A 5,243-nucleotide genomic window follows, 5' to 3' on the forward strand; every position below is an offset into this window, starting at 1 on the left:
GATCGACTCATCGCGATTCGGACTGTCGCTGGCTGAGCTGCCGTTGACCGAACTCATCGCGATTCGGGCTGTCGCTGGCTGAGCTTGTCGAAGCCGGCATCCTTGTGTTCAATTTCGTTTGTACGCTTTCCCCAACGCCGCCGGGCCATGGCCGCTGCTGGTAGAAATCAGCAAGACCAGCAAGGTCAGGAGGTAAGGCAGCATCAGAAAGAATTGATAGGGCACATCGTAGCCGAGCGCTTGAAACTGAAATTGCAGCGCATTGGCGCACCCAAAAAACAGCGCCGCGAACAACACCCCCCACGGCTGCCAACGTCCGAAGATGACGATTGCCAGCGCGATGAAACCGCGTCCGGCCGTAATGCCCTCGACAAACGTGTTGGCATGCGCCAGCGTAAGGTAGGCGCCGGCTGCGCCGGTGAGCATGCCGCAAAACAATATGCAACCCAAACGCAAACGAAAAACGTTGAGCCCGGCAGTGTCGGCTGCTGCGGGATATTCGCCGCACGCGCGAATGGCAAGGCCGAGCGCCGTGCGATTGAGCACGAATGAGGCCAGCGGAATCACACCCAAAGCGAGATAAAGCAGAATCGGTTGCCCCGAAAGGAACGCGCCACAAAACGGAATCTCTTTAAGCACGGGAATGTCGACCAGCGGAAACGAAGCCACCGTCAACGCTGCGCCGGTAACGCCGAAAATGCTGCGGAAGAGAAATCCGGTAAGGCCGAGCGCAACAAGATTGAGCGCTGCGCCGGTGATGATTTGATCGGCGTAAAAATAAATCGTCAGTATGCCGAACAGTGCTGCCAGCGCTATGCCGGCGAGCATTCCGGCCAGCAATCCTAGCCACGGGTTTCCCGTGAAATAACTCACGGCCATGCCCGCGAATGCGCCTGTGAGCATCATACCTTCAAGGCCGATGTTGATAAGCCCGGCGCGTTCGGCATAGGTTTCACCGGTGGCGGTGAGCCACAGCGGCGCGGCCAGCTTTAAACCCGAGCGCAGCAGGCTTTCAATCAAGTTGAGAAACATGGCTGGAGAAATTTCAAGCTTTTATTTGCCACGGATGAACACGGATTTTCATGGATTTTTCTGCGTTTGATTTTCAATTCGACCAGTTCACCGCATGAGAAAGCGGAGCAGAATAATTCTTCGACCGAATGAACCTTGCTTTTGAATTATCTTGCCGAACCATTATTCTGCCACATTATTAAAGTCTATCGAAATTTTGCTGCTTGTCTTTTGACTGCCTTTCCTCAACGCCAATCCGCCTAACGCGGCGAGCGTGAGCACGACGATGCCCTGCATGGCATAACTAATCACTGCCGAAACATTAGCCTGACGCTGCATCGCCGTTGCGCCGTTGTCGAGCGCGCCAAAAAGCAATGCGGTCGCCATGACGGCCAACGGATTGAGGCGCGCCATCAGCGCTACGGCGATTGCCGTATAACCGTATCCGGGCGAAAAGTTCTCGTAGACGCGATACGTTACGCCCGCCAGCTCAAACACGCCCGCGAGTCCCGCCAACGCGCCAGAGAGCATCAAGCTGCGCAATTGCACGCGGCCGGTGTCAATGGCAACGAAACGCGCTGCCGTTGCGTTCGAAGCGGTGGCCTGCATTTCAAAACCGAAAACCGTGCGATGAATTAGAACATAAGCCAATACAGCAAACACGGGCGCGAGCCACAGCCCCGCGTGCAAACGCGTCGGCGGAAAAAGCCGCGCCAGCCGCAGCACCGGCGCCAGCGCCTCGCTTTGCGGAAATTGCCCGGCCGCCTCCATCAACGGGGCGTGCACGGCATAACGAACCAATTCCAGCGCGATGAAATTGAGCAAAATCGTTGAAACCACTTCCGGCACGTTGCGGTGGACTTTCATTGCGCCGGCGATTCCCGCCCAACCTGCGCCGGCCAGCGCGCCGCAGATCAGCATGAAAGCAATTCCGAGTACGCCCGGCAAGCCTGTCAAGTGGGGCGCCAGCGCGACGGCGCTCAAGGCGCCCACCAGCAATTGCCCCTCCGCGCCGATGTTCCACACGCCGGCGCGAAACGCCAGCGCGACAGCAACGCCGGTGAGCAGCAGCGGAAGCGATTTGACCATAGTTTCTGAGAATGCGTAGGTTGAGCCGAACGCGCCTTCGAACAGGGCATGAAGCGCCAGCATTGCGTCATAGCCGCTTAACAGTAACAATAAAATTGCGAGTATAGTGGCAACGGCAAACGCGCTGAGGGCCGGTGTCAGGTTTATAAGCCAGGCGCGGAGATAAGCTCGCATGCGGGAGTAGTGGTTGGAAGACGGGGATTTGAGTGTTTTGGGAGAAATCGCAAGCGCAAACGGCTAAGACGCGCCATGCAGTTGACGCTTTTCAAAGTTTTGCATAATTGCCGGATACGGCCACGGCTTCAATACATTTTTCTTTGGCCACGGATCAATACGGCTTCTCACTGATCTTATGTTTTAAAATAGTCTCTTGCAAAAAAATTTTTGAATCCGTGTTGAGCTGTGCAAATCCCTGGCTAAAAGTTTATTTATAGAAAATACTTGATAGTAATTCTTTGAGCGCATAGTCTTGTAGATACTCGACGCATTCCAAGCGGCTTCAAATACCATTTCGGGCAAAGGATGTTCGGTTTTTAGCAGTCTAGCAGCATTCTCGGTAAATTTCATCTGGCGGGCCATGACCCACCGTTTCATGCGTTTGAAAGCGTCCACATCCTGCCCTCTTACGAATCAGAGCCTACCAGCCGCATCCGTCGCCGTTGCGCCACAATCTCCGCCATGATGCTGACCGCGATTTCGGCCGGGGTTGCCGCGCCGATGTTCAAACCGATGGGCGCATGCACACGCCGAAGCTGTTCCTCAGTTACGCCTTCGGCAAGCAGGCGCCGGAATCTTTTTTCATGTGTTTTGCGGCTGCCCAAAACGCCGATATACGCCGGATAATGTTGTAACGCCGTTTTAACCGCAGGATCATCGAGCTTGGGATCATGGCTGAGAATAACGATGCAAGCGCCGGCATCGATTCCGATCTCGGCCATCGCCTCCTCCGGCCATTGGCGCACGAGCTGATCGACATGCGGGAAACGTGCGGCACTGGCAAATGCGCCGCGCGGATCAACGAGAATGACATTGAAATCGAGCGTTTTTGCGAGATGCGCCAGAGGCACGGCAATATGCACGGCGCCAACGATGATTAGCTTTGGCGGCGGGAAACAGGATTCGACAAAAATTTCGGTTTCACCAAACGTCAAGACTGTGGTGTGCTCACGCTCTAAAAATGCCGGTGCGGCTTGTTGGATCGATGAAATCAACTCGGTGTTTTCGAGATCACCCGCGATAGTGCCCGCACGCGAGACCAGCAAATGCCGGCCAGGCAAAGTCGAAGCGTCGCGAATCACGGTTGCCATAACCACCGGCTCTTTGCCCGCGAGGTTGACTCTGAGGGGTTCAGAGAATTTCTTATCATAAAACGGCTCGAGCAACACTTCGATTTTACCGCCGCAAGTGAGGCCGACGCTCCATGCCGTTTCATCGGCAACGCCGAATTGCAGCAGCTTGGGTGCGCCGGTTTTCATGACATTCATGGCTTCTTCAATAACCGCTGTTTCCACACAACCGCCGCTTACCGAACCGGCAAATTCGCCATTGACCGCAATTGCCATACGGCTGCCCGCCGGTCGCGGAGAAGAACCCCAGGTCTTAACGACGGTTGCAATCGCGGCGGAGAGGCCTTGCGCTTGCCATTTGAGCAGAGAGGGTAGAATGTCATGCATCATTGTTGCTGGTTTAAATCGTTTTGTTCCAGATAATGCGCGACCTGCAGCAGATTCGTTTCGTCGAATGCTTTGGCCGCAAGTTGCAAACCGATGGGCAAATTGTTGGCATCCCGGCCTGCGGGCAGGGAGAGACACGGAACGCCGGCGAGGTTCATGGACACTGTGAAAATATCGGAAAGGTACATGGTGAGAGGATCGCTAAACTTCTCGCCGAGCTGAAACGCTGTGGTGGGCGCGGTGGGCATCAACAAGGCATCACATTCCTCGAAGGCGTTTTCGAAATCACGGCGAATCAGCGTACGCACTTTCATGGCGCGGCGATAGTAGGCGTCGTAATAACCCGAGGACAACACATACGTACCGAGCATGATGCGCCGCTTGACTTCCGGACCAAACCCTTCGCTGCGGCTTTTTTCATACATTTCCTCGAGCGAAGCAACGTTTTGCGCGCGCCGGCCGTAATGTGCGCCGTCATAACGCGCGAGATTAGAGGACGCCTCGGCCATGCAGATGATATAATAGGCAGCTATGGCATACTGGGTATGCGGCAGAGACACCTCTTTGATTTTTGCGCCGCCTTGCTCCAACGTTTTTTTTGCCCGTTCGACTGCAAGCAAAATATCCGGCTGAACACCGTCGCTCAAATACTCTTGGGGTAAGCCGATGGTTTTGCCGTTGACGCCATTGGCGAGCAGTTTGGAATATTCCGGCGCCGGAACCGGCGCAGAAGTTGAATCGCGTTCATCAACGCCGGCAATCACTTCGAGAATGCGCGCGACATCTTCAACCGAATTGGCAAGAGGGCCGATTTGGTCGAGCGAAGAGGCGAAGGCCACAAGTCCCCAGCGCGAGACGCGGCCATACGTTGGTTTCAAACCGACCACGCCGGTGAATGCAGCCGGTTGGCGAATCGAGCCGCCGGTGTCGGAGCCGAGCGCAGCCATGACAAGCTGGGCCGCCACCGCCGCTGCCGAGCCGCCCGACGAGCCGCCGGGAACATACGCGGGATTCACAGGATTTTTCACCGGGCCGAATGCGGAATTTTCATTCGAGCTGCCCATGGCGAACTCATCCATGTTAGTCTTGCCAATGATGATCGCGCCCGCGTTTTCCAGGCGTGAGATAACCGTGGCGTCATAAGGCGAGATGAAGTTTTCGAGTATACGCGAGCCGCAAGTCAAGCGCTCGCCCTTCAATGCCATGAGATCTTTCACGGCCATGATGCAACCGGCCAGCTTGCCGGCCTCGAGCGTCCCTTTCGTCTTCTCCTCGAAGGCCGCGTAGGCCGCCCCCAGCGTGAAACTACGCAATGCTTCTTCCCGCGACATCCGCTGCTCCGGAGTCCAACCGCCGGCTGGCTCTCCCTTCGAGTCCTGCCGGCTTACCGACGCGTACAGCCCCAACATCGGATTCGGCTCTTCCACCGGGAAATCGCTCCCGTTCGCCACCGCCACGCCCAGCTTCAGG

At 56.1% G+C, this 5,243-nt stretch carries 4 protein-coding genes; all 4 read right to left on the reverse strand.

The features are described from left to right. Positions 1-108 precede the first annotated feature (108 nt). Positions 109-1,032, reverse strand: coding sequence for an ABC transporter permease (locus FBQ85_26175; protein MDL1878619.1), 924 nt, complete (start codon positions 1,030-1,032; stop codon positions 109-111). 162 nt (positions 1,033-1,194) lie between these two features. Further along, complete coding sequence (locus FBQ85_26180) at positions 1,195-2,274, reverse strand: ABC transporter permease (GenBank protein ID MDL1878620.1); 1,080 nt, start codon at positions 2,272-2,274, stop codon at positions 1,195-1,197. Positions 2,275-2,723: 449 nt separating this feature from the next. Then, a complete protein-coding gene (locus FBQ85_26185) occupies positions 2,724-3,776 on the reverse strand; it encodes an XdhC/CoxI family protein (protein ID MDL1878621.1) in 1,053 nt (350 codons plus the stop codon). Beyond that, on the reverse strand, positions 3,773-5,224 hold the full coding sequence (gene gatA / locus FBQ85_26190; GenBank protein MDL1878622.1) for an Asp-tRNA(Asn)/Glu-tRNA(Gln) amidotransferase subunit GatA: 1,452 nt from the start codon (positions 5,222-5,224) through the stop codon (positions 3,773-3,775). The genes FBQ85_26185 and gatA overlap by 4 nt, the downstream gene beginning before the upstream one ends. Between the last annotated feature and the right edge of the window lie 19 nt (positions 5,225-5,243).

Source organism: Cytophagia bacterium CHB2 (genome assembly GCA_030263535.1).
Taxonomy (GTDB): domain Bacteria; phylum Zhuqueibacterota; class Zhuqueibacteria; order Zhuqueibacterales; family Zhuqueibacteraceae; genus Coneutiohabitans.